The organism is Mycobacterium hippophais (assembly GCF_027529605.1).
GTDB classification, from domain to species: Bacteria; Actinomycetota; Actinomycetes; order Mycobacteriales; family Mycobacteriaceae; genus Mycobacterium; species Mycobacterium arseniciresistens.
In genome coordinates this window covers 83162-105160 of record NZ_JAPZPY010000004.1, presented here as the reverse complement: position 1 = coordinate 105160, position 21999 = coordinate 83162, and the positions used below count along the sequence as shown (strand labels likewise).

The following is a 21999-nucleotide window of genomic DNA, read 5'->3' as shown; positions in this document are numbered from 1 at the left end:
TCCGGCGTGAGACGCCGCGTGCGACTCACCCTATGTGCAACGGGTCCATCTGCACCCGAACCGGTTCGTGTTCGCGCCGCGCGCTCTGCACACGGATCGCCCGGCGCAGCGCGGCGGCCAGTTCGTGGCCGCGTCCGCGGTCGACGCGCACCAACATCCGGATCACCTCAGCGCCTGCGGGAAGGCCGGCCGGCCTGCGCACACCGGGCGGCAGTTCGACCGGGCCGAGTACGTCTGTCCCGGCGGGGAGTTCGGCCCCGTCGAGCAGCGCGGTCACCGCGGGCGGCAGGCCGTCGACCGCGGCCATGTGCGAGCTCGGTGGCAGACCCACCTCGGCGCGCGAATCGAGTTCCAGTTCGGCGTGACCGACCGGATCCCAGCGGATCAGCGCCTGCACGGTCGGCAGCGACGTCTCGGCGACCACGACGACCACGCCGCCGTCCCCGCGCGGGCGGACCAGTGTGGCCACCGAAAGCCACCTCCGCAGTGTGTCCTCCGCGGCGCGCAGGTCCTGGCGGCCCAGCAGGGCCCAGCTGTCCAGCAGCAGCGCCGCTCCGTACCCCTGGGGGGCGGCGGGTTCGGCTCCCGGGGTGGCGACGACGAGTGCCGGTCCCTCGCCCACCGTCGCGACCACCGACTCCCCCGACGACGTGATCACCGACTGCCCGGGAAACGCCCGGCCGAGTTCCTCCGCGGTGCGGCGGGCGCCGACGACCACCGCCCGCACCGCACCCGACCCGCACCGCGTGCAGCGCAACACCGGGTCGTGCCTGCCGCACCACCGGCACACCGCGCCCTCGCCGCCCCGCTCCGACAGCGACAGCGGTCCCGCGCAGTGCCTGCACCGGGCCACGGTCCGGCACTTCGCACACGCCAGCGAGGGGACGTAGCCGCGGCGCGGCACCTGCACCAGCACCGGCCGCGACGCATCGAGCGCGGTGCGTGCGGCGCGCAACGCCACCGAGGGCAGGCGGGCGGAGCGGGCGGCGGGATCGCGTTCCTCGGCGTAGCCGCCGTCCTCGAGCCCCACCACCCGCGGCGAACACGACCGCACGACGGGCCGCGCCGCCACCAGGTCGTGGGCCCAGCCGGATCGCACCAGCGCCTGCGCTTCGGCGGTGCGCGTCCAGCCGCCGATGACCGCCGCGCAACGCAATTGGTGCGCGCGCAGCATCGCGACCTCCCTGGCGTGCGGATACGGAGCCCGTGGCTCGGACAGCGAGTCGTCACCGTCGTCCCACACCAGCACCAGGCCGAGGTCGTGCACCGGCGCGAACACCGCACTGCGCGTGCCGATCACCACCCGGGCACGGCCACGCAACACCGCCAGCCACCGCCGGTACCGCGCGGCCGGGCCGAGACCCGCTGCCAGCGCCACGGTGTCATCGGCGCCGCAGCGGGCCGCCACGGCCTCGTGTAGCAGGTCGACGTCCTTCTGGTCGGGCACCACCGCCAGCACGCTGCGCCCGCCGCAGAGCGCCGCGGCGGCGGCCTCGGCGAACCGGTCGGCCCAAAGTTCACCGGGCAGCGCCTGCCACACCGCGCGGGCGGCACGGTTCTCCCCCAGCGCGGCCAGGAATCGTTCGCCGCGCTGGTAACGCGCCCACCCCGCCGGATCGGGCGGCTGCTGCACGGAAACCACTGCGGGCGATGACGTTTCGCGTTCCACCCGGGCGTGGCGGGGTGGGATCGCCAACCGCAGCACGTCCGGCCGGGTGCCGGCGTAGCGCGCTGCGACCGCGTCGACGAGGCGCCGGATCTCCGGTGTCAGCACCGGTTCGGCCGACACCACCCGGTCCAGGCGGCCGAGCTTGCCTGCGTGGTCGGTGTCCGAGCGGCGCTCCAGCACGAAGGCGTCGACCAGGCGCCCGTGGAACCGCACCCGCACCCGCACCCCCGGCTGGGCGTCGTCGGACTGCTCGGCGGTCACCAGGTAGTCGAAGTCACGGTCCAGGTGCGGCACCGTCAGCATCGGCACCACCCTGGCGATGGGCTCGTGCTCGGCGGGCAGCCTCGGGTCGCTCACCCCGCCGGTTTAGCAGACGGCGCCGACGTCCGGCCGGCGAAGAATCCGGCGGTGATCAACAGCAGCGACGCCGCGTACGCCCACCAGATCGGCACGGCCAGGGCCTCCGAACGCAGCACGAAGCGGCCGATGCCGATCATGGCGTCGGACACCGCGAAGCACACGGCGCCCAGCGCTGTCCACGGCGTGGGCAGCCGGGCCAGCAGCGCCGCGCACACCATCGCGCCCAGCACCGCGATGTAGAGCGTCACCGGCACCGCCATCCCGTCCGCCGTCAGCGACGGCCAGAACCACACCAGCAGCGCCGCGCACGCCACCACCGTGACCGCCGCGGCGACCAGCCTCGGGGTCGACCGCGAAACCAGCGGCAGGAGCGCCAGCAGGAAGCACAGATGCGCGACGAGGAACGCTGCGAGGCCGAGCACGAAGGACGGTTCCCACCACGGCATCGCGAGCAGGAAGTCACCGGCCGCGGAGAACACCAGCGCAGGCACCAGCCAGCGGCGCTCCCGGCCGATCCGGTGGGCCGCGGCGGCCACCGCGAGCAGGACCGCCGGCAGCGCCTTCACCGCCGGTTGCAGCGCGAACTGTCCGGTCAGCTCCGACCCGGCGGGCAACCGCAGCGCGGTGACGAGCAGGAACACCCCGTACAGGGCGCCGACGACGGCCGCGGCCAGCCACAGTGTGCGGATCCGGCGGGCGTACGGTGTCGTCGTGTCCATGGGTAGTGAAGAGCGAGAGAAGCCGGCCGTCGACGCCATTCTGATGAAGGTACTGGAGGCGGTGCCGTTCCAGTTGACAACCGACGGCGGACCGGAGGACGCCCGCCGCCGGTTCCGCGACCTGCCCCGCAAGCCCATGCTGCCCGAGCTGCGTGTCGAGGACCGCACCATCGACGGCCCCGGCGGGCCGATCCCGATCCGGGTGTACTGGCCGGCCGAGGAGGGTTCGGCACCGCCACCGGTGCTGGTCTGGCTGCACGGCGGTGGCTGGGTGGTCGGCGATCTTGACACCTACGACAACACCGCCCGGCAGCACGCCGCAGGCGCGGGCGCCGTGGTGGTGTCGGTGGACTACCGGCTGGCCCCGGAGCACCCCTACCCCGCCGCCGTCGAAGACGTCTGGGTCGCAACGCAATGGGTCGCCGAACACGCCGGCGAGCTCGGCGCCGACGGCGACCGGCTGGCCGTAGCCGGCGACTCGGCGGGCGGCAACCTCGCCGCGGTGGTCGCACAGCTGGCCCGCGACGCGGGTGGACCGGCGCTGTGCCATCAGCTGCTGTGGTATCCCGCCACCACATGGGATTCGTCGCTGCCGTCGTTCCGGGAGAACGCCGACGCCCCGGTGCTGAACACCGCCGCGACCAAGGCCTTCTCCCGCTGGTACGCCGGCGACGTGGATCTCGCGGAACCGCCGGCCACGCTGGTGCCTGCGCGCGCGGCCGACCTGAGCGGGCTGCCGCCGGCCTACATCGCCGTCGCCGGCCACGACCCGCTGCGCGACGACGGCATCCGCTACGCCGAACTGCTCGCCGCCGCCGATGTGCCGGTCGAGATCCACAACGCCGAGACACTGGTGCACGGGTACCTCGGCTACGCCGGGATCGTGCCCGCCGCGACCGAGGCGATGGACCGCGGACTCGCGGCGCTGCGCACGGCTTTCGCCGGCGGGCGGCCATGACCGACCGCAGCGGCATCGACCCGACCCTGCGTGCCCTGCTCGACCTGGTGCCGTTGAAGTTCGACGCCGCCGACGGCGTCGAGGTCGCCAGGGAGAGGATGCGGCAGGTGAGGCCGCAGCCGGAAACCCTGCCGCCCATGCGGATCGAGGAACGGACCGTCGGGTACGGGGACGTCACCGACGTCCCGGTTCGTATCTACTGGCCGCCTGTCGAGGCATCCGGTCCGTTGCCGGTGGTGGTCTACTTCCACGGCGGCGGCTGGTGCCTGGGCGACCTGGACACCCACGACGGGGTGGCGCGCGCCCATGCCCTCGGCGCGGAGGCGATCGTGGTGTCCGTCGACTACCGGCTGGCGCCGGAGCATCCGTGGCCCGCGGGCATCGACGACTCCTGGGCGGCACTGCGCTGGGTCGGCGGACACGCTGCCGAACTCGGCGGCGATCCGGCGCGGATCGCGGTGGCCGGCGATTCGGCGGGCGCCAACATCTCGGCCGTGCTGGCGCAGCTGGCGCGCGACCAGGGCGGCCCGCCGCTGGTGTTCCAGCTGCTGTGGTACCCGCCCACCACCGGGGACATGACGCTGCCGTCGTTCGTGCAGAACGCCGACGCCCCCGTGCTCGACCGCGTCATGGCCGAGGCGTTCCTGCAGTGGTATCTGCCCGAGACGGTGATGAGCGACCCGGCCAACCTGCCGCCGACCTTGGCGCCGGCGAACTTCGGCGACCTGTCCGAGCTGCCGCCGGCGTTCATCGGCACCGCCGAACACGATCCGCTGCGCGACGACGGCGCCCGATACGCCGAATACCTCCGCACCGCAGGGGTTTCGGTGGAGCTCCGCAACGAGCCGGCGCTCGTGCACGGTTACGTGAGCTTCGCCTCGGTGGTGCCCGCGGCCGCCGAGGCCACCGACCGGGGACTCTCGGCGCTGCGCGCCGCCCTGCACGGCGCATGAACGAGCCCGAGGTCCTCGAGGCCCGCACCGTCGGCGAGTGGGAGGACTGGCTGACCCACCACCACGATTCGGAGACGGAGATCTGGCTGCGGCTGTACAACAAGAGCGCCCCCGAGCCGGGCATGAGCTACGGCGAGGCCGTGGAGGTGGCGCTGTGCTTCGGCTGGATCGACAGCCTCGCCCGCAGGTACGACGACGTGTCGCGCATCCAGCGGTTCAGTCCGCGCAAGTCACGCAGCCCATGGTCGGCGTCGAATGTGCAACGAGTGCAACGCCTCATCGACTCGGGGCGGATGCGCGAGGCCGGACTGCGCCAGGTCGAGGCGGCGAAAGCGGACGGACGGTGGCCGGCGAGCCACGGGTAGCGTGGGCGCATGCGCGTCAACGGTGACGACAGGAGGGCCATGACCGCACCCGACTACCGGACCGTCATCGTCGGCGCCGGCTTCTCCGGCATCGGCACGGCGATAGAACTGGACCGTGCCGGCATGGGTGACTACCTCATCATCGAAGCCGGAGCCGAGGCCGGAGGCACCTGGTACTGGAACACCTATCCCGGTATCGGCGTCGACATCCCGTCCTACTCCTACCAGTTCTCGTTCGAACAGAGCCCGCACTGGTCGCGCACATACGCCCCGGGCCGCGAACTGAAGGCGTACGCCGACCACTGCGTCGAGAAGTACGGCATCCGCGACAAGATCCGGTTCGACACCGAGGTCACCGGCGCTGCGTTCGACGAGCAGGACAACCTCTGGCGGCTGTCCACCGACGCGGGCGACACCGTCACCGCACGGTTCCTGGTGAATGCAGCCGGCGTCCTCAACGTCCCGAAGCCGCCGGACATCGACGGGGTGGACAGCTTCGCCGGCGTCACGCTGCACACTGCGCGCTGGGACCACAGCCAGGACCTCACCGGTAAGCGGGTGGCGATCATCGGCACGGGCGCGTCGGCGGTACAGGTGATCCCCGAGATCGCCCCGGCGGTCGAGCGGCTGACCGTCTTCCAGCGCACGCCGATCTGGTGTTTCCCCAAGTTCGACGTTCCGCTGCCGCCCGCGGTGCGCGGACTGATGCGGCTGCCCGGCGGCAGTGCGGTGCAGCGACTGCTCAGCCAGGCCTTCGTCGAGGTGACGTTCCCGATTTCGGCGCAGTACCACGGCGTCTTCCCGCTCGCGCACCGGGCGGAGAAGGTCGGCCGGGCCTACCTGCGCAAGGAGGTCAAAGATCCGGTCCTGCGCGAGAAGCTGACGCCGCAGTACGCCGTCGGGTGCAAGCGGCCCGGATTCCACAACAGCTACCTGTCCACCTACAACCGGGACAACGTGCGGCTGGTGACCGATCCGATCGCGAAGGTGACGCCCTCCGGTGTGGACACCACCGACGGTGAGCACCACGACGCCGACGTGCTGATCCTCGCCACCGGGTTCCGGGTGATGGACGTGGATTCGGGCACGTTCGCCATCACCGGGACCGGTGGCCGGTCGCTCGCCGACTTCTGGAGCGAGCACCGGATGCAGGCCTATGAGGGCGTCAGCGTGCCCGGCTTCCCCAACTTCTTCAACATCTGCGGGCCGTACGGCTATGTCGGCTCGTCGTTCTTCGCGCTGATCGAGACGCAGACCCGCCACATCGTGCGGTGCCTGCGGCGCGCCCGCGACGAGCAGGCCAGCCGCGTCGAGGTGACGCAGGAGGCCAACGACCGCTACTTCGCGGAGATGATGCGCAAGCGGCACCGCCAGATCTTCTGGCAGGACAGCTGCCAGAAGGCCAACAGCTACTACTTCGACAAGAACGGCGACGTGCCGCTGCGGCCGGCGACCACGCTGGAGGCGTCCTGGCGCAGCCGCCGGTTCCCGCTGGACGATTACGCGTTCAGCGGGTAGCGCGGTCTAGACGGCGTTCTTCAGGGCGTCGACCTTGTCGAGCCGCTCCCATGGCAGGTCGACGTCGGTGCGGCCGAAGTGGCCGTACGCGGCGGTGTTCGCGTAGATCGGGCGCAGCAGGTCCAGGTCGCGCACGATGGCGCCCGGACGCAGGTCGAACACCTCGGTGATCGCTTTCTCGATGATGTCCGGATCGACCGTCGCGGTGCCGAAGGTCTCGACGAACAGCCCGACCGGGGCGGCCTTGCCGATCGCGTAGGCCACCTGCACCTCGACCCGCTCCGCCAGACCGGCGGCGACGACGTTCTTGGCCACCCAGCGCATCGCGTAGGCCGCCGAGCGGTCCACCTTGGACGGATCCTTGCCCGAGAAGGCGCCGCCACCGTGGCGGGCCCAGCCGCCGTAGGTGTCGACGATGATCTTGCGGCCGGTCAGACCGGCGTCACCCATCGGACCGCCGAGCACGAACTTGCCGGTCGGGTTGACAAGCAGCCGGAAGTCGGAGGTGTCCATGGTGTCGTGGCCGAGGTCGGCCAGCACGGTGTTGACCACCTTCTCCCGGATGTCGGGAGTCAGGGTGCCGTCCAGGTCGATGCCCGCCGCGTGCTGGGTGGACAGCACGACGGTGTCCAGCCGGACCGGTGTGGTGCCGTCGTACTGCACGGTCACCTGGGTCTTGCCGTCGGGCCGCAGGTAGTCCAGCACGCCGCTCTTGCGGACCTCGGTCAGCCGCCGGGCCAACCGGTGGGCCAGCGCGATCGGCAGCGGCATCAGCTCGGGCGTGTCCTTGATGGCGTAGCCGAACATCAAGCCCTGGTCGCCGGCGCCCTGCAGGTCCAGCGGATCGCCGGCACCCTCAACACGCGTCTCGTGGGCGGTGTCGACGCCCTGGGCGATGTCGGGCGACTGCGCGCCGATGCCGATGTTGACACCGCAGGTGGTGCCGTCGAACCCCTTCTCGGACGAGTCGTAACCGATGTCGAGGATGCGGGCCCGCACAGTGTTGGTGATGTCGGCGAACGCTTCCTTGGCCGACGTGGTCACCTCACCCACGACATGCACCTGACCGGTGGTCACGAGCGTCTCCACCGCGACGCGCGAACGCGGATCGGCGGCGATGAGCGCATCGAGCACCGAGTCGCTGATCGCGTCGCAGATCTTGTCGGGATGGCCCTCGGTCACCGATTCACTGGTGAACAGCCGTCCTTTGCTCACGGTGGTGCATCCTTCCGTTCGAGCTCTCTCGAGATACTTAGTCAATCAAATTTTGTACGTGCCCTGTTGCACCCAAGCGTTTCAATCGCCTGTGCGCAACCCTTTCGCGCAACATGGCGCGTGCGCTGAAGATCACTCGTCTTTGCTGTGCAGGAACCCCACGATCGCGTCCACGATACGGCTGGCCATCAACGTCTTCGAACCGTGTTCCAGCGCCGACTCGGTGCCGTCGGACGCGAGCAGCCAGCCGGCGTTGTCCTCCACCTCGAACGCCCGGTTGTCACCGACGGCGTTCACTACCAGCAGGTCGCAGCCCTTGCGCGCGAGCTTGGCCCTGGCGTGGAACAGCACGTCGCCGTTGGCATCGCCGGTCTCGGCGGCGAATCCGACGATCGCCCGCATGTTGGGCAGCTGACCGTCGGCGCGACCGCGCACCGCACCGGCCAGCACGTCGTCGGTGCGGGTGAGTTCGATCACCGGCGCGGACTCGGAGTCGCCGGACTTCTTGATCTTGCTGGTCTGCACCTGCGTCGGCCGGAAGTCGGCGACGGCGGCGGCCATCACGAGGACGTGGGCGTCGGGCACGTGCTTGGACACCGCGTCCTTGAGCTGAGCGGCCGAACCGATGCGCTCCACATCGACGCCGGCCGGATCGACCAGGCCCACGGTGTTGCCGGCGATCAGCGTCACGTCGGCGCCGCGCTGGGCCAGCACGCGGGCCATCGCGTAGCCCTGCTTGCCCGAGCTGCGGTTGCCGATGAACCGCACCGGGTCGATGGGTTCGCGGGTGCCGCCCGCGGTCACCAGGACTTTGACGCCGGCCAGGTCGTAGGGCAGCGCATCGCCACGGGCCAGCAGCAGCTGGGCCAGGGTGGCGATCTCCTCGGCCTCGGGCAGCCGTCCTGCGCCGCTGTCCGCGCCCGTGAGCCGTCCCGACGCGGGCTCGAGGACGACCGCCCCGCGGCGGCGCAGGGTGGCCACGTTGTCCACGGTGGCCGGGTGCAGCCACATCTCGGTGTGCATGGCCGGCGCGAACAGCACCGGACATCGCGCGGTCAGCAGGGTGGCGGTGAGCAGGTCGTCGGCGCGGCCTGCGACGGCACGGGCCAGCAGGTCCGCGGTCGAGGGAGCGACGACCACCAGGTCGGCCTCCTGACCGAAGCGGACATGCGGTACCTCGTGGACGTCGTCCCACACCCCGGTGTGCACCGGATTGCCCGACAGCGCCTCGAACGTCGCGGCGCCGACGAACCGCAGGGCGGACTCGGTGGGCACCACGCGAACGGAATGGCCGGCCTCGGCCAGCTGGCGGATCAGCGTGCACGCCTTGTAGGCGGCGATGCCTCCTGCGACGCCGACGATGATCCGCTTGCGATCCGTCGTCACGTCGTCTGCTTCTCGCCCACGAGGCTGATCACTGGCCTACCCGGCGCTTACTCGCCCTCGGTGTGCTCGAGCAGGTCTTCGTGGATCTCGCGCATCGCGATCGAGAGCGGCTTCTCCTGCAGTCCCGGCTCGACGAGCGGGCCGACGTATTCGAGGATGCCGTCGCCGAGCTGGTTGTAGTAGTCGTTGATCTGGCGAGCGCGCTTGGCTGCGTAGATCACCAGGGCGTACTTGCTGGACGCGCGACTCAGCAGTTCATCGATGGGCGGGTTCGTGATGCCCAACGGCGTGTCGTAGGAGCCGGCGGCGATCGAATCGACGGACCGGTCGTCCACAGCGGTCAGCTGTGCGTCGGCGTGCGGGGTGCTCACGTAAAGATTCTCCTGGCGGTGTGCATCAAACTTGATGGCTGTTCGGCGGCCTGGGGGCGGCTCGCACCGGCCCAGCAGGACCGGTCGGCGCGTGGTGTCAATCGGTGCCCACCAGCAAGGATACCAATTCGGCGCAGGCCGACTCCAATCGGCTGTTGACCACGACCTCGTCGAACTCCTGCTGAGCGGCCAATTCGGTGCGCGCGGTGGCCAGTCGGCGGGCCATCACCTCGGCGGTTTCGGTGCCGCGCCCGACGAGTCGCTGCTCGAGCGCCTCCCAGCTGGGCGGGGCGAGGAACACGCTGATCGCCTCGGGCATCGCACGTTTGACGGCGCGTGCCCCGGCGAGATCCACCTCGATGAGCACGGGGAGACCGGCCGCGGTTGCATCGACGACGGGCTGCCGAGGCGTGCCCGAACGGTGCAGGCCACCGTGGATGTCGGCCCATTCGAGCAGTGCTCCGGTGTCGATGAGCTGCTGGAACCGCTCCGCCGACACGAATGTGTAGTCGACGCCGTCGACCTCACCCGGACGCGGAGCCCTGGTGGTCACCGAGACGCTGAAGTGCAGTTCGGGGATCCGTTCGCGCAGACAGCGGACCACGGTGGATTTCCCGACGGCTGAGGGGCCGGACAGCACGATGACGCGTCCGGCCCCTCGGCCGGGACTCACTGAGGCGCCTAGTTCTGGTCGAACTTTTCGAGCAGAGCCTTGCGCTGACGATCGCCGAGTCCCCGCAGGCGGCGGGTCGGAGCGATCTCGAGTTCGGTCATGATCTCCTGCGCCTTGACCTTGCCGACCTTCGGCAGAGCTTCCAGCAGCGCGGAAACCTTCATCTTGCCCAAGACCTCGTCGGTCTCGGCGTCCTTGAGCACCTGCTTGAGGTTGGTGCCGCCACGCTTGAGCCGGTCTTTGAGCTCGGCACGCGCTCGACGAGCGGCAGCAGCCTTCTCCAACGCTGCCGCGCGCTGTTCGTCGGTCAACTGGGGAAGGGCCACGGGTGTTCCTCCGTCTCTGGCATTTACTTGGGCCATCATTTACTTGTCTCGGCTGGTCAAACCAGCCAGCGACGACGACCGTACCCACGCAGTCTGACGAACGCTAACCCCACCCCCGCGTTCTGGCGTCAAAACCGCAGGTTGTAGTACGCCTGCCGGCGCACGACCACCTGCGCGGGAACCGCATCCCAGCAATCGCGTCACAGCGGTAACGACCGTGTTTTGCCTGCACAACCGGGCTTTTTGCGGCGCCACCGCGACCGAGGCCGGTGGTCGGGACATGTGCGGGTGGCCGGCCGCCGACCCGTCACCTCGGGGTTTAGGGAAATTTTCCCAGGTCGTGGCGTGTCGGGCGTGTTGCTGCACTGACGGGTGCGTCAGTTTCGACGCCGCTCGGCGCGCCCAGCTCGCTCTCACGTTCGGGACAGCCGACACCTAGCTTCGCTAACTAGCTTGGTCAGGTCGGGGTCCTACACCAGAGGTGCCGTTCGCCTCGGAGAGAAGCTCACATGGACATCAGACGTCTGGCCTACGCGACCGCGACGGCCGTGGTCATCGGTGCCTCGACCCTTGCCGCCACGCCCGCCGTGGCCGTCGCACAGCCCGGACAGCCCTGCCGTTCCGGCGACTGCCGGGGCCCGGGTGGCGGTCCCCAGGGTGGTCACGACGGGCCGGGACGGCCCGGCGGCCCGGGTGGTCCGAGACGGCCGGACGGGCCCGGCGGGTCGCGGTGGGACGCTCCGCCACCACCGCCGCGTGATCAGGGCTGGCGCGGCATCGACCAGGGGCGCTACGACCACCAGCCGTTCAACTACCGCGGCAGCTGGGTGACGCCGATCTTCAACCCGGAGTTCCGCAACTGGGGCTTCTGGTTCTTCGGACTGTGGATCCCGCTGTGACCCGATGACGACGAGCTCGACTGTCCCCCAGTCGATCTCATCTCGTCAGATGCACAGCGGGCGCCTCGACCGGACACAGGGCGCACCCATCCACTGTTCGTAGCGTCGCCCCGTGCGGCGAATCAGCGCCGCACCGAGCAGAAGTGAGAGGCAGAGATGACCTTCAAGCGAGCCATGTACGCGTCGACCCTGGCCGCCGGAGTCGGAGTCGCCGGCGTGTTCGGCGTCGGCCTCGGTACGGCGTCCGCCCAGCCCGGGCAGCCGTGTGCCACGCAGCACCCGCAGGCGTGCGGCCCCGGTCAGCAGCGCGACAACCGTGCACCCGCGCCCGCTGCCAACGATTGGCAGGGACGAGGAGTCGACCAGGGCCGCAACGACCACCGGCCGTTCAACTGGCGCGGCCAGCAGGTCACCCCGATGCCCGCAGGCAACGGTCACGGGTGGGGTTTCTGGTTCCTCGGCACCTGGATTCCGCTGTAGCGGCGGGGGTCAGGCGCTCACCCACGCGTTCACGGTGGCGGCGGCGAAGCCCGTCGTCACCGTGGCGTCGTGGCCGCTATGCCAGGTATGCCACCGCGTCGCGCATCCGTTCGGCGGCCGCCCGCAGCGCCGCCACGGTGGGCCCGGCGCGCAGGACCTCGCGCGACACCGCGGGCAGCAGTTGGCCCGGCAGTGCGCCCCCGAGGCCGCCGAGCGCCTCGGGCCTGCCGCCCTGGGCGCCGACGCCCGGCACCAGGACGGGGCCGGCCAGGGCGCTCACGTCCGGCGGTTCGGCCAGGGTGGCGCCGACCACGACGCCGATCGATCCGGGCTCGGGAGCGATGGCGCGGTTGACCGCTGCGGCGGCGTCGACGACGGACTGCGCGACCGTGCGCCCGTCGGCCGGCCCGTCGACCAGGGCACGCTGCACCGACGCACCTTCCGGATTCGACGTCGCGGCCAGTACGAAGACTCCCCTGCCGTGGGCGGCCGCCGTGTCCAGCAGCGGCTGCAGCGCGCCGAAACCGAGATACGGCGACGCGGTGACAGCGTCGGCGGCCAGCGGCGAGTCGCCGGCCCAGGCCTCGGCGTAGGCCGCCATGGTGGACCCGATGTCGCCCCGTTTGGCGTCGGCCAGCACCAGCACGCCGGCCGCCCGCAACTCGGCGATGGTCTCCTCGAGCACGGCGAAGCCCGCGGCGCCGTACGGCTCGAAGAACGCGACCTGCGGCTTGACGATGGCGAAGTCGCCGAACGCCGCCACGCATGTCTGGCAGAACGTCCGCAGCCCGTCCACCCCGGTGGACAGCCCCCAGTCCCGCAGCAGCGCGGGGTGCGGATCGATGCCCGGGCACAGCGGCCCGCTACGCGCCACCGCCTCGGCGAGCCGACGACCGAATCCCGGCACGGTCAGCGTGATTCCAGCTCGCTGTGCAATTCCTGAAGACTCATCACCCCGATGTCGCCGCGGATGCCGGCCTCGATGCCCTGCACCGCCGCCGACGCGCCCTGCACCGTCGTCACGCACGGGATGTTCATGGACACCGCCGCCGACCGGATCTCGTATCCGTCGATGCGCGGCCCGGAGTTGCCGTACGGGGTGTTGATCACCATGTCCACCTCGCCGGCGCGGATGGCGTCCACCGCCGAGAGCCGCTTGTCGTCGGCTCCACTCGGACTCTCGTAGTGCTTGCGCACCTCGTCGCATGGAATTCCGTTGCGGCGCAGCATCTCCGCGGTGCCCTCGGTGGCCAGCACCCGGAAGCCCAGGTCGGCGAGCCGCTTGACCGGGAACACCAGCGAACGCTTGTCGCGGTTGGCCACCGAGACGAAGATCGTGCCCTCCTTGGGCAGTGACCCGTACGCCGCGGTCTGACTCTTGGCGAAGGCGCTGCCGAAGTCGTGGTCGATTCCCATCACCTCGCCGGTCGACTTCATCTCCGGGCCGAGCAGCGAATCCACCTGGGCGCCGTCGGCGCGCCGGAACCGGTGGAACGGCAGCACCGCCTCCTTGACCGCCACCGGGGCGTTGCGCGGCGTGGTGGCGCCGTCGCCGGTCGCAGCCAGCAGTCCTTCCTCGCGCAGCTGGGCGATGTTGGTGCCGAGCATGATCCGCGCACACGCCTTGGCCAGCGGCACTGACGTCGCCTTGGACACGAACGGGACGGTGCGGCTGGCGCGCGGATTCGCCTCGAGCACGTAGAGCACGTCGTCCTTGAGCGCGTACTGCACGTTGAGCAGGCCGACCACGCCGATGCCGTGCGCGATCGCCTCGGTGGCCCGGCGTACCGACTCGATGTCGCTGCGGCCAAGCGTCACCGGCGGCAGCGCGCACGCCGAGTCGCCGGAGTGGATGCCGGCCTCCTCGATGTGCTCCATGATCCCGCCGATGTACACCTCGGTGCCGTCGCAGAGTGCGTCGACGTCGATCTCGATGGCGTCCTCGAGGAACCGGTCCACCAGCACCGGGTGCTCGGGCGACAGTTCGGTCGCCCGGGTGATGTAGCCGTGCAGGGTCTCGTCGTCGTAGACGATCTCCATGCCGCGCCCGCCGAGCACGTAGGACGGCCGCACCAGCACCGGGTAGCCGATGTCGGCGGCGATGCGGCGGGCCTGATCGAAACTGGTCGCCATGCCGAACCTCGGCGCGGGCAGCCCCGCGGAGTTCAGCAGTTCCCCGAACGCCCCGCGGTCCTCGGCGAGGTCGATGGCCTTGGGGCTGGTGCCGACGATCGGCACCCCGGCCTTCTCCAGCCGTTCGGCCAGCCCGAGCGGGGTCTGCCCGCCGAGCTGCACGATCACACCGGTGACACCGGGTCCACCTGCCCCCGAGGCAGATTCGGCGTAGTAGACCTCGAGCACGTCCTCGAAGGTCAGCGGCTCGAAGTACAGCCGGTCGGCGGTGTCGTAGTCGGTGGACACCGTCTCGGGGTTGCAGTTGACCATCACGGTCTCGAACCCGGCCGCGCTCAGCGTGGTGGCGGCGTGCACGCAGGAGTAGTCGAACTCGATGCCCTGGCCGATGCGGTTGGGCCCGGAGCCCAGGATGAGCACCTTGGGCTTCTCCGCCTGCGGCGCGACCTCGGTCTCGGCGGCCGGATCGAGCTCGTAGCTGCTGTAGTGGTACGGCGTCTTGGCCTCGAACTCGGCGGCGCAGGTGTCGACCGTCTTGAACACCGGGTGGATGCCGAGCCGCTGGCGTAGCGCCCGCACACCCATCTCGCCGGCCAGTTCCGGTCGCAGCGCCGCGATCTGGCCGTCGGACAGGCCGCTGTGCTTGGCCCGGCGCAGCAGCGACCCGTCGAGCACCGGCGCCTCGAGGATCTCGGCGCGCAGCGCCACCAGCCCGTTGATCTGGTCGACGAACCACGGGTCGACGCCGGAGGCCTCGGCCACCTGCTCGACCGTCGCACCGAGGCGCAGCGCCAGCTCGATGTCATAGACCCGGCCGTCGGTCGGGGTGCGCAGCCCGGTGAGCACCTCGTCGACCGTGAGGTCGGGATCCGGTGTGGTCCAGAACCCGGCCCGCTTGGTCTCCAGTGAGCGCATCACCTTGCCGAGCGCCTCGATGAAGTTGCGGCCCAGCGACATCGCCTCGCCGACCGACTTCATGGTGGTGGTCAGGGTGGCGTCTGCGCCGGGGAACTTCTCGAACGCGAAGCGCGGTGCCTTGACCACCACGTAGTCGAGCGTCGGCTCGAAGCAGGCCGGCGTCTCCTTGGTGATGTCGTTGATGATCTCGTCGAGGGTGTAGCCGATGGCCAGCTTCGCGGCGATCTTCGCGATCGGGAAGCCGGTCGCCTTGGAGGCCAGCGCACTCGAGCGCGACACCCGCGGGTTCATCTCGATGACGATCAGCCTGCCGTCGGCCGGGTTCACCGCGAACTGGATGTTGCAGCCGCCGGTGTCGACGCCGACCTCGCGCAGGATGTCGATTCCCAGGTCGCGCATGGTCTGGTACTCGCGGTCGGTGAGCGTCATCGCCGGCGCCACCGTCACCGAATCGCCGGTGTGCACGCCCATCGGGTCGAAATTCTCGATCGAGCACACCACCACCACGTTGTCGCGATGGTCGCGCATCAGCTCGAGCTCGTATTCCTTCCACCCGTAGATGGATTCCTCGATCAGCACATTGGCCGACGGTGATGAGGCCAGGCCGTGGCCGGCCATCCGTTCGACGTCCTCGGCGGAGTACGCCATGCCCGACCCCAGCCCACCCATGGTGAACGACGGGCGGACGACAACCGGCAGCCCGAGGTCCTCGACGGTCTCACGGACCTCGTCCATGGTGAAACAGACCCGGCTGCGCGCCGATTCGCCGCCCACCTTGGCGACGATGTCCTTGAACTTCTGCCGGTCCTCACCGCGCTGGATCGCCTCGAAGTCGGCGCCGATCATCTCGATGCCATATCGCTCGAGTGCGCCGTTCTCGTAGAGCGACACAGCGGTGTTGAGCGCGGTCTGCCCGCCGAGCGTCGCCAGCAGCGCGTCGATCTTGTTGCCGCGCTCGGCCTGTGCGGCGATCACCCTTTCCACGAACGCCGGCGTGATCGGCTCGACGTAGGTGTGGTCGGCGTACTCCGGGTCGGTCATGATCGTCGCCGGGTTGGAGTTGATCAGGCTGACCTGCAGTCCTTCGTCGCGCAGCACGCGGCAGGCCTGGGTGCCGGAGTAGTCGAACTCGGCGGCCTGGCCGATCAGGATCGGACCGGAGCCGATCACCAGGATGTGGTTGAGATCTTCGCGGCGCGGCATCTACTTCTCCTCCGCCATCAGGTCGACGAATTGGTCGAACAGGTAGTTGGCGTCGTGCGGACCGGCCGCCGCCTCGGGGTGGTACTGCACCGAGAATGCGCGGCCGTCAACCAATTTCAGACCCTCGACGGTGCCGTCGTTGGCGCAGGTGTGGCTGACGACGGCCCGCCCGAACGGGGTGTCGAACTCCTCCCCCGCCTCACCTTCGAGCGCGAAGCCGTGGTTCTGCGCGGTGATCGCGACACTGCCGGTCTGGTGGTCGATCACGGGGATGTTGATGCCGCGGTGGCCGAACACCATCTTGTACGTCGACCGGCCCAGCGCGCGGCCGAAGATCTGGTTGCCGAAACAGATGCCGAAGAGCGGGATCCCGGCGCCAAGCACCTCGCGGGTGACACCGACGATGTGGTCGGCGGTGGCCGGGTCGCCGGGGCCGTTGGACAGGAACACCCCGTCCGGTTTCAGGTCGGCGATCTGGGCGAACGTGGCATCCGACGGCAGCACGTGGCTGCGGATGCCGCGGCGGGCGAAGTTGCGCGGCGTATTGGTCTTGATGCCGAGGTCGATGGCGGCGACGGTGAGCCGGTGGCCGCCCTCGGACTCCACCACGTAGGTGACATCGGTGCTGACCTGACCGGCGAGATCGGCACCGAGCATCGCGGGCTGGTTGCGCACCCGCTCCAGCAGTTCGTCGGCGCCGGCCAGCGCGTCACCGGAGAAAATGCCCGCCTTCATCGACCCGCGGCTGCGCAGGTGCCGCACCAGCGCCCGAGTGTCGATGCCGGCGATCCCGACGATGCCCTGCTGCACCAGTTCGGCGTCCAGAGTGCCGGTGGCGCGCCAGTTCGACGGGCGCGGCGACGGATCGCGCACCGCGTAGCCGGACACCCAGATCTTGTCGCCGCGACTCTCGGCGTCCTCGTGGTTCCAGCCGGTGTTGCCGATCTGCGGGGCGGTGGCCACCACGATCTGACCGTGGTAGCTCGGGTCGGTGAGCGTCTCCTGGTAGCCCGACATGCCGGTGGAGAACACCGCCTCGCCCAGCGTCTGGCCGACGGCGCCGAACTCCGTCCCGGTGAACGTCCGCCCGTCCTCGAGCACCAGTAGAGCAACAGATGTCACGCTGTCTTGCCTTCCACGTTGTCGCCGACGCTGTCGGTCGGGGGCGTCTGAACCCATTCGGCGTAGCGGTGCCGGTCGTCGGCCCGGAACCCGGTGTCGATCTCCACACCGGACGGCAGCCGCCACCGGATCGCCAGCACGCCGTCGCCACGGTCGGCCCCGCGGTGTGGGATCACCTTGCCGGCGATACCCATCTCGGTGCGGATGGCCACGATCGTGTCCTCGGGGATCCAGATCGGCCCGGCGCCGGTGCGCTGCACCATGATCCCCTCCGGGTAGCGGGTGAGGACGGCCTTGGCCCGGAACCCGAGATCGGCCGCGGCGACGCGGTCCTGCCAGCTCGGCGACAGTGTGGTGCCGACGTAGAGGCCAGGGGTGGCGGTGACGGTCGCGGAGCCCACGGTGTCGGGCAGTGCGGGCAGCTTGCCGATCAACTCCGCCTGCCGCTGCGCGCGATGCACCCAGCCGCGCAGCATCTGCCGGATGAAGAACGCAATCAGCAGCACCACCAGTGCGGCCATGATCAGCGATGCGATCAACGTCGGGGTGTTCACAGTGCCGATCCCCCGGTCACTTCGTTCCTGCCCGCCGACAAGGGACTCTTCCCGTCGCGGGCGGTGATCCTGCCGCGCAGCATCGTGAGCGTGACCACCGCGGGCAGCGTCATCTGCTCGAAAGGCGTGTTGTCCGAACGGCTGGCGAGATCCGAGCCCGCCACGGTCCAGGTGGTGTCGGGGTCGACGACCGTCAGGTTGGCCGGCTCACCGACCTCCAGCGGACGGCCGTGATCGGGCAGCCCGACGATGCGCGCGGGGTTCTCGCTCATCACCCTGGCCACGTCGCGCCAGGTCAGCAGGCCCGACCGCACCATCGTCTCGACCACCACCGACAACGCGGTCTGCAGGCCGAGCATGCCCGGGCGCGCGTGGGCGAACTCGCACATCTTCTCGTGCTCGGCGTGCGGGGCGTGGTCGGTCGCGACGCAGTCGATGACGCCGTCGGCCAGCGCCTGCCGCAGCGCCTCGGCGTCGCCGGCCTCCCGCAGCGGCGGATTCACCCGGTTGCGTCCGTCGTAGTCGGCCAACCGGCTGTCGTCGAGCAGCAGGTGGTGCGGGGTCACCTCGGCGGTGATCGCGATGCCCTGTTCCTTCGCCCACCGGACGAGTTCGACGGTGCCCGCGGTGGACGCGTGACAGATGTGCACGCGCGCGCCGGCGTCGCGGGCCAGCAGCGCGTCGCGCGCGACGATCGACTCCTCGGCGGCACGCGGCCAGCCGGCCAGTCCCAGCCGCGCGGCAGTGGGACCCTCGTGGGCGACGGCGCCGACGGTCAGCCGGGGCTCCTCGGCGTGCTGGGCGATCAGCGCGCCCAGGCCGGTCGCGTACTCCAGCGCACGCCGCATCATCAGCGGGTCGTGCACGCAGATGCCGTCGTCGGAGAACATCCGGACCTGCCCGGCCCCGGCGGCCATCATGCCCATCTCGGTGAGTTGGGTTCCGGCCAGGCCGACGGTGACCGCGCCGACGGGGTGCACGTCGACCAGCCCGACCTGCTGCCCGCGGTGCCAGACGTGGTCGGTGACCACCACGCTGTCGGCGACGGGATCGGTGTTGGCCATCGCGAACACCGCGGTGAATCCACCCAGTGCCGCTGCGGCCGAACCGGTTTCGATGTCCTCGGCGTACTCGCGGCCGGGTTCGCGCAGATGGGTGTGCAGGTCGACGAAACCCGGCAGCAGGATCTGCCCGCTCGCATCGATCACGTCGGCGTCGTCCGGAACGGCGAGGCCGGCGCCGATCTCGGCGATCTGGCCGTCGTCGACCAGCACGTCGACCGGTTCACCTTCGCCGTAGGGGCGCACGCCCCGGATCAGGACAGTGGCACTCATGCGCTGATCGCCTCCTGTTCGGCGCCGACGAGCAGATGGAACAGCACGGCCATCCGGACGTGCACGCCGTTGGACACCTGTTGCAGCACCGCGGATTGCGACGAGTCGGCGACCGAGGAGGCGATCTCCATCCCGCGCAGCATCGGCCCGGGATGCAGGACGACGGCATTGCCCGGCAGCAGCGCCTGACGCTTCTGCGACAGGCCGTAGCGCACCGAGTACTCCCGGCTGGACGGGAAGAAGCCGCCGTTCATCCGTTCGGCCTGCACCCGCAGCATCAGCACCGCGTCGGCGCCGGGCAGTTCGGCGTCGAGGTGGTGCGACACCGTGACCGGCCACTCGCTCGCACCGACGGGCAGCAGCGTCGGCGGCGCCACGAGCACCACCTCGGCGCCGAGGGTGTGCAGCAGCGACACGTTGGACCGCGCGACCCGGCTGTGCAGGACGTCGCCGACGATCACCACCCGCCTGCCCTCGATCCCGCCGAGCCGCTGGCGGATGGTCAGCGCGTCGAGCAGCGCCTGGGTCGGATGCTCGTGGGTGCCGTCACCGGCGTTGATCACGCACGGGCCGCCGTTATTGGGCTCGGCCGTCCACTCCGACAGCTGTTGCGCCGCCCCGGATGCGGGATGGCGGATGATCAGCGCGTCGGCGCCCGCGGCCCGCAGTGTCAGCGCGGTGTCGCGCAGCGACTCCCCCTTGGCGACCGAGGATCCCGATGAGCTGACGTTGATCACATCGGCGCTCATCCATTTGCCCGCCACCTCGAACGACACCCGGGTGCGGGTCGAGTTCTCGTAGAACATCGTGATCACCGTGCGGCCGCGCAGTGTCGGCAGCTTCTTGACCTCACGGCCGAGCAGCGCCTGGCTGAACCGGTCGGCGTCGTCGAGGATCGCCGTGGCCTCGTCGCGACTCAGGTCGGCGGCAGAGAGCAGATGCTTCACCTTTTCGGCCCTCCCTGGGGTGCGATGGACACGCCGTCGCGTCCGCCGTCGTTCTCGACCAGCCGCACCTTGACGTTCTCGCTCCGCGAGGTGGGCACGTTCTTGCCGACGTAGTCGGCGCGCAGCGGCAGTTCGCGGTGCCCACGATCCACCAGCACGGCGAGCTGCACGATCCGGGGCCGGCCGATGTCTCGCAGCGCGTCCAGCGCCGAGCGCACCGAACGCCCCGTGTAGAGCACGTCGTCGACCAGGATCACCAGCGCACCGTCGATGCCGCCCGCGGGGATCGACGTCTCCTCGAGCGGGCGCGGCGGCTTGCCGGCCAGGTCGTCGCGGTACAGCGTGATGTCCAGCGCACCGTGCCCCACGGTCACGCCGGAGAACTCGCCGATGTTGGCTGCCAGCCGCGCCGCCAGCGTGACGCCGCGGGTGGGAATGCCGAGCAGCACCACGCGGGGCGCATCGGCGCCGCCGTCGAGTGCGGTCTTCTCGATGATCTGATGCGCGATACGGGAAATGGTGCGGCCCACGTCCGCCGCCGTCATCAATTCCCGGTCGGGGGTGTCAGGACTGCCCACGCGCGATCCAGACCTCCTTCTCCGCCTCGCCGGACGGATCGTTAAAGGATGTCAAACTGCCGCGGAGCCTACCACCGCGGCGGCGCCCGCCCGCGCTGGCTAGCCTGGCTAGGTGAATCTCAGTGGTAATCAGGCCTCCATCCGGGACGCGGTCGACGCCGGGGTGCTCGCCGGCGCGGTGACCCTGGTGTGGCGCGGCGGACGCATCGAGCAGGTCAACGAGATCGGCCACCGCGACATCGAGGCCGGGTTGCCGATGCGGCGCGACACGGTGTTCCGCATCGCGTCGATGACCAAACCGGTGACGGTCGCGGCGGCCATGGCCCTGGTCGAGGAGGGCAAGCTCGCCCTGACCGACCCGGTGACGAAGTGGCTGCCCGAACTGGCCGACCTGCGGGTGCTCGACACCCCGGGCGGGCCGCTGGACCGCACGCACCCGGCCCGCCGCCCGATCACGGTCGACGACCTGATGACCCACCGCAGCGGACTCGCGTACTTCTTCTCGGTCACCGGGCCGCTCGCGCGCGCGTACGGCCGCATCTCGGCGAAGCAGTCGCCGGACGCCTGGCTCGCCGAGATCGCCGCCCTGCCGCTGCAGCACCAGCCCGGCGACCGGATGACCTACAGCAACGCCACCGACGTGCTCGGCGTGCTGCTCGAACGCATCGAGGGCGTGACGCTGCAGGAGGTCATGACCGAACGGATCCTCGGGCCGCTCGGCATGGCCGACACCGGGTTCTTCGTGGATCCGAGCAACCGCGGCCGGGTCGCGACGATGTACAAGCTCACCGATGACGACACGCTCAGCCACGACGCGATGGGGCCGCCGACCACCACGCCGCCGCCGTTCTGCATGGGTGGGGCGAACCTGTTCTCCACCGCCGACGACTACCTGCGCTTCGCCCGGATGCTGTTGGAGGGTGGCACCGTCGACGGTGTCCGGGTGCTCTCGGAGGAGTCGGTGCGGTCGATGCGCACCGACCGGCTCACTCCCGAGCAGAAGCGCCAGCCGTTCCTCGGCATGCCGTTCTGGATCGGGCGCGGCTTCGGGCTGAACCTGTCGGTGGTCACCGACCCGGCCAAGTCACGTCAGCTGTTCGGGCCCGGCGGGGCGGGCACCTTCGGCTGGCCCGGCGCATATGGGACGTGGTGGCAGGCTGACCCCGCCGCCGACATGATCCTGATTTACCTGATCCAGAATCTGCCCAACTTCGGCGCCGACGCGGCGGCCGCCGTGGCGGGCAACACATCGCTGCTGACCCTGCAGTCCGTGCAACCGAAGTTCGTCCGCCGGACGTACCAGGCGCTCGACCTTTGA

General features: G+C 70.3%; 21 protein-coding genes. 7 read left to right on the top strand and 14 right to left on the bottom strand.

All coding sequences use genetic code 11. The features are described 5' to 3' along the window. Positions 1-25: 25 nt before the first annotated feature. Together O6P37_RS11875 and O6P37_RS11870 are read right to left on the bottom strand one after the other, a co-directional pair. Entirely contained in the window at positions 26-1972 is a 1947-nt protein-coding gene (locus O6P37_RS11875) for a primosomal protein N' (RefSeq protein ID WP_269894479.1), read from the bottom strand. A 50-nt stretch (positions 1973-2022) separates the two neighbouring features. Further along, positions 2023-2748 carry a lysoplasmalogenase gene (locus tag O6P37_RS11870; RefSeq protein ID WP_269894262.1) on the bottom strand — a complete coding sequence of 242 codons (726 nt, stop codon included), beginning with the start codon at positions 2746-2748 and terminating at the stop codon, positions 2023-2025. Between O6P37_RS11870 and O6P37_RS11865 the strand changes: the two genes are divergently transcribed. From O6P37_RS11865 to O6P37_RS11850, 4 genes are read left to right on the top strand one after another with little or no spacing between them, the layout of a single operon-like run. After that, positions 2747-3706, top strand: coding sequence for an alpha/beta hydrolase (locus O6P37_RS11865; RefSeq protein WP_269894478.1), 960 nt, complete (start codon positions 2747-2749; stop codon positions 3704-3706). The genes O6P37_RS11870 and O6P37_RS11865 overlap by 2 nt on opposite strands. After that, entirely contained in the window at positions 3703-4659 is a 957-nt protein-coding gene (locus tag O6P37_RS11860; protein WP_269894261.1) for an alpha/beta hydrolase, read from the top strand. Before O6P37_RS11865 ends, O6P37_RS11860 begins: the two co-directional genes overlap by 4 nt. Then, positions 4656-5024, top strand: a complete 369-nt coding sequence (locus O6P37_RS11855) for a YdeI/OmpD-associated family protein (RefSeq protein ID WP_269894260.1) — start codon at positions 4656-4658, stop codon at positions 5022-5024. Before O6P37_RS11860 ends, O6P37_RS11855 begins: the two co-directional genes overlap by 4 nt. A gap of 39 nt (positions 5025-5063) precedes the next feature. Next, positions 5064-6542: a flavin-containing monooxygenase gene (locus O6P37_RS11850; protein WP_269894259.1), complete on the top strand. Its 1479-nt coding sequence runs from the start codon at positions 5064-5066 to the stop codon at positions 6540-6542. Positions 6543-6548: 6 nt separating this feature from the next. Here the strand turns inward: O6P37_RS11850 and metK are convergent, their stop codons facing one another. The 5 genes from metK to mihF form a co-directional block, all read right to left on the bottom strand. Then, positions 6549-7757, bottom strand: a complete 1209-nt coding sequence (metK, locus tag O6P37_RS11845; RefSeq protein WP_269894258.1) for a methionine adenosyltransferase — start codon at positions 7755-7757, stop codon at positions 6549-6551. 132 nt (positions 7758-7889) lie between these two features. Then, a complete protein-coding gene (gene coaBC, locus O6P37_RS11840; protein ID WP_269894257.1) occupies positions 7890-9143 on the bottom strand; it encodes a bifunctional phosphopantothenoylcysteine decarboxylase/phosphopantothenate--cysteine ligase CoaBC in 1254 nt (417 codons plus the stop codon). A gap of 47 nt (positions 9144-9190) precedes the next feature. Then, positions 9191-9514: a DNA-directed RNA polymerase subunit omega gene (rpoZ, locus tag O6P37_RS11835; RefSeq protein ID WP_302916438.1), complete on the bottom strand. Its 324-nt coding sequence runs from the start codon at positions 9512-9514 to the stop codon at positions 9191-9193. Positions 9515-9611: 97 nt separating this feature from the next. Further along, the gene (gmk, locus tag O6P37_RS11830) at positions 9612-10187 is read right to left on the bottom strand and encodes a guanylate kinase (protein ID WP_269894256.1); all 576 of its coding nucleotides are present in this window, start codon (positions 10185-10187) and stop codon (positions 9612-9614) included. 8 nt (positions 10188-10195) lie between these two features. Next, positions 10196-10513: an integration host factor, actinobacterial type gene (mihF, locus tag O6P37_RS11825; protein ID WP_264016205.1), complete on the bottom strand. Its 318-nt coding sequence runs from the start codon at positions 10511-10513 to the stop codon at positions 10196-10198. 509 nt (positions 10514-11022) lie between these two features. Between mihF and O6P37_RS11820 the strand changes: the two genes are divergently transcribed. Both O6P37_RS11820 and O6P37_RS11815 read left to right on the top strand, forming a co-directional pair. Then, positions 11023-11412, top strand: coding sequence for a hypothetical protein (locus O6P37_RS11820; protein WP_269894255.1), 390 nt, complete (start codon positions 11023-11025; stop codon positions 11410-11412). Positions 11413-11568: 156 nt separating this feature from the next. Next, positions 11569-11892 (top strand): hypothetical protein, encoded by a 324-nt coding sequence (locus tag O6P37_RS11815; RefSeq protein WP_269894254.1) that lies wholly within the window; start codon positions 11569-11571, stop codon positions 11890-11892. 76 nt (positions 11893-11968) lie between these two features. Here the strand turns inward: O6P37_RS11815 and pyrF are convergent, their stop codons facing one another. Genes pyrF through pyrR form a run of 7 tightly spaced genes read right to left on the bottom strand, consistent with a single transcriptional unit; the run spans position 11969 to position 20681 of the window. Further along, complete coding sequence (pyrF, locus tag O6P37_RS11810; protein ID WP_269894253.1) at positions 11969-12799, bottom strand: orotidine-5'-phosphate decarboxylase; 831 nt, start codon at positions 12797-12799, stop codon at positions 11969-11971. A gap of 2 nt (positions 12800-12801) precedes the next feature. Further along, entirely contained in the window at positions 12802-16146 is a 3345-nt protein-coding gene (carB, locus tag O6P37_RS11805) for a carbamoyl-phosphate synthase large subunit (RefSeq protein ID WP_269894252.1), read from the bottom strand. Further along, positions 16147-17325, bottom strand: a complete 1179-nt coding sequence (carA, locus tag O6P37_RS11800; protein WP_408633154.1) for a glutamine-hydrolyzing carbamoyl-phosphate synthase small subunit — start codon at positions 17323-17325, stop codon at positions 16147-16149. It lies immediately after the preceding gene. Next, entirely contained in the window at positions 17265-17822 is a 558-nt protein-coding gene (locus O6P37_RS11795; RefSeq protein ID WP_264015688.1) for a PH-like domain-containing protein, read from the bottom strand. The genes carA and O6P37_RS11795 overlap by 61 nt, the downstream gene beginning before the upstream one ends. Continuing rightward, the gene (locus O6P37_RS11790; RefSeq protein ID WP_269894250.1) at positions 17819-19156 is read right to left on the bottom strand and encodes a dihydroorotase; all 1338 of its coding nucleotides are present in this window, start codon (positions 19154-19156) and stop codon (positions 17819-17821) included. Before O6P37_RS11790 ends, O6P37_RS11795 begins: the two co-directional genes overlap by 4 nt. Further along, positions 19153-20103: an aspartate carbamoyltransferase catalytic subunit gene (locus O6P37_RS11785; protein ID WP_269894249.1), complete on the bottom strand. Its 951-nt coding sequence runs from the start codon at positions 20101-20103 to the stop codon at positions 19153-19155. Before O6P37_RS11785 ends, O6P37_RS11790 begins: the two co-directional genes overlap by 4 nt. Then, positions 20100-20681, bottom strand: a complete 582-nt coding sequence (pyrR, locus tag O6P37_RS11780; RefSeq protein WP_269894248.1) for a bifunctional pyr operon transcriptional regulator/uracil phosphoribosyltransferase PyrR — start codon at positions 20679-20681, stop codon at positions 20100-20102. Before pyrR ends, O6P37_RS11785 begins: the two co-directional genes overlap by 4 nt. Positions 20682-20793: 112 nt before the next feature. Here pyrR and O6P37_RS11775 point away from each other — a divergent pair, with 112 nt between their 5' ends. Continuing rightward, a complete protein-coding gene (locus tag O6P37_RS11775) occupies positions 20794-21999 on the top strand; it encodes a serine hydrolase domain-containing protein (RefSeq protein ID WP_269894247.1) in 1206 nt (401 codons plus the stop codon).

Bases quoted from the DNA above. Each gene is read 5' to 3' on its own strand.
- O6P37_RS11860 (WP_269894261.1), top strand. From the start codon at position 3,703: ATGACCGACCGCAGCGGCATCGACCCGACCCTGCGTGCCCTGCTCGAC.
- carB (WP_269894252.1), bottom strand. From the start codon at position 16,146: ATGCCGCGCCGCGAAGATCTCAACCACATCCTGGTGATCGGCTCCGGT.
- O6P37_RS11815 (WP_269894254.1), top strand. From the start codon at position 11,569: ATGACCTTCAAGCGAGCCATGTACGCGTCGACCCTGGCCGCCGGAGTC.
- O6P37_RS11820 (WP_269894255.1), top strand. From the start codon at position 11,023: ATGGACATCAGACGTCTGGCCTACGCGACCGCGACGGCCGTGGTCATC.
- O6P37_RS11865 (WP_269894478.1), top strand. From the start codon at position 2,747: ATGGGTAGTGAAGAGCGAGAGAAGCCGGCCGTCGACGCCATTCTGATG.
- O6P37_RS11875 (WP_269894479.1), bottom strand. From the start codon at position 1,972: ATGCTGACGGTGCCGCACCTGGACCGTGACTTCGACTACCTGGTGACC.
- O6P37_RS11790 (WP_269894250.1), bottom strand. From the start codon at position 19,156: ATGAGTGCCACTGTCCTGATCCGGGGCGTGCGCCCCTACGGCGAAGGT.
- O6P37_RS11850 (WP_269894259.1), top strand. From the start codon at position 5,064: ATGACCGCACCCGACTACCGGACCGTCATCGTCGGCGCCGGCTTCTCC.
- O6P37_RS11870 (WP_269894262.1), bottom strand. From the start codon at position 2,748: ATGGACACGACGACACCGTACGCCCGCCGGATCCGCACACTGTGGCTG.
- carA (WP_408633154.1), bottom strand. From the start codon at position 17,325: ATGGGTTCAGACGCCCCCGACCGACAGCGTCGGCGACAACGTGGAAGG.
- O6P37_RS11855 (WP_269894260.1), top strand. From the start codon at position 4,656: ATGAACGAGCCCGAGGTCCTCGAGGCCCGCACCGTCGGCGAGTGGGAG.